Annotated in this window: 1 protein-coding gene and 1 pseudogene; one reads left to right on the top strand and one right to left on the bottom strand. The window is 63.7% G+C overall.

Annotated elements, in window-relative coordinates:
• On the bottom strand, positions 1-1,566 hold a 1,566-nt coding region (locus EN964_RS32810; RefSeq protein WP_164776249.1), incomplete at its 3' end, for a hydantoinase/oxoprolinase family protein.
• Positions 1,567-1,786: 220 nt separating this feature from the next.
• Between EN964_RS32810 and EN964_RS32805 the strand changes: the two are divergent.
• Positions 1,787-2,043, top strand: a pseudogene (locus EN964_RS32805) (ferredoxin--NADP reductase); the annotation flags it as partial.

Here is a 2,043-nt window from a genome sequence, read left to right as displayed (position 1 = left end):
TTCCAATACAGTATGAAGCTGTCTTTCGTCGAGCACCGCCACCGGCTGGTTGATGGTGTTGACGAAGTCATGGCGCAGGTCGGCGACGACGCAGCCGAGTGCGTTGGTGATGCCCGGACGCGCCGGCACCAGCACCTTGGGCAGGCCGAGTTCGCGCGCCAGGGCCGTTGCGTGCAGCGGGCCGGCGCCGCCAAAGGCGAACAGCGCGAAATCACGAGGGTCATGGCCGCGCGACACCGAGACCATGCGGATGGCGCCGGCCATCTTCATGTTGCCGAGCCGCAGCACCGCGCCCGCCGCCTCGACGCCGGAAAGGCCGGTCGCCTTGCCGATCTTGTCTTCGAAAATGCTGGTGACGCGCTCTGATGTGACGGGATTTTGGACCGCCAGCAGCTTCTTCGGCGCCAGCCGGCCGAGCACCAGATTGGCGTCGGTAATGGTCGGCTCGAGGCCGCCGCGTCCGTAGCAGATCGGGCCGGGATTGGCGCCGGCACTTTCCGGACCGATCTGGATCAGGCCGGCCGCATCGACGCGGGCGATCGAGCCGCCGCCGGCGCCGACCGTGTGCACCGCCACCATCGGCACATGGATCGGCATCGCATATTCGATCTCGATCTCGTTCGACACTGCCGGCTCGGCATTGCGGATCAACGCCACGTCGGTCGAGGTGCCGCCCATGTCATAGGTGACGAGGTTTTCGAAGCCGGCGCGTTTTCCCGTATAAGCGGCGGCGATGACGCCCGAGGCCGGGCCGGACATGACCGTCTTGGCCGATTCACGTGTGACGAAGCGGGCCGAGATCATGCCGCCATTGCCGTTCATGATCAGGAAGTCGCGGGCATAGCCTTTGGCGGCCAATTCCTTGCGCAGCCGCTCGACATAGCGCTCGAGGATCGGCTGCACTGAGGCGTTGACCGAAGCGGTCACGCCGCGTTCGAATTCGCGCGCTTCCGACAGCAGCGCATGGCCTGCCGTGATGTAGCCGTTCGGCCAGAGTTCGGTGGCGATTTCGACGGCGCGCCGCTCATGTGCCGGGTTGGCGTAGGAATGCAGGAAATGGATGACCAGGGATTCGCAACCGGCCGCTATCAGCGTCTGCACTGCGTCGCGCATCTCGGTCTCGTCGAGCGGCGTGCGCACCGCGCCCGATGCTTCGACGCGCTCCGAGACTTCGAGCCTGAGATTGCGCGGAATGATCGGCACGAAGCTGCCGGTCATGCCATAGGCCTGCGGCCGCGTGCGCCGGCCCAGTTCGATCACGTCGCGAAAACCGCGCGTGGTGATCATGCCGGTTTTCGCCAGCCGGCGTTCGAGCACCGCATTGGTGGTGGTGGTCGTGCCATGCACGATGAGGTCGATGCTATCGATGGCAAATCCGGTGGCGCCGAGTGCCGAAACCACACCGAAAGCCTGGTTGTCCACCGTGGTCGGCGTCTTGGCCAGATACACCCGGCCGCCGTCGCTTCCGTCGATCAGGAGCAGGTCGGTGAAGGTGCCGCCGACATCGATACCGGCGACGACATTTCCCCGGGAATTGCGCGCTTGCGCCGAAATATTCTCTTCCATCGTCGAAACCCGAAATGCGCGGACTACGGATATGCGCCAGTTTGGAAAGCTGTTTTAAGGGAGCATCTTGACGCAAATATCGTTTGTATACTAATAAATTCCGGACACAAGAGCTTGCCGCTTTGCAGTGTGCGAACAGCCCGCCGGGATCTGAATGGTCCGGGCGTGCAGGTGAAAGTTTGGCGCCCGCGTCCACGGTTGGGCCAGAAGGTTGGATTTGATGAACACCACATCCGCTCTCAACACCGCCGGCGCCCGACCGCTGCAGTTCCCGATTCCGGCCAACGTCTATGCCGAAACCGTCGTCTCGGTGAAGCACTATACCGATCGGCTGTTCTCGTTCCGCATCACCCGTCCGCAGTCGCTGCGCTTCCGCTCCGGCGAGTTCGTCATGATCGGCCTGCCCAATGCCGAGAAGCCGGTGTACCGCGCCTATTCGGTGGCGAGCCCGGCCTGGGACGAAGAGCTGGAATTCTT

The sequence above is a fragment of the Mesorhizobium sp. M7A.F.Ca.CA.001.10.2.1 genome, assembly GCF_003998575.1.
GTDB lineage: Bacteria > Pseudomonadota > Alphaproteobacteria > Rhizobiales > Rhizobiaceae > Mesorhizobium.
This window is presented reverse-complemented; position numbering and strand designations above follow the sequence as displayed.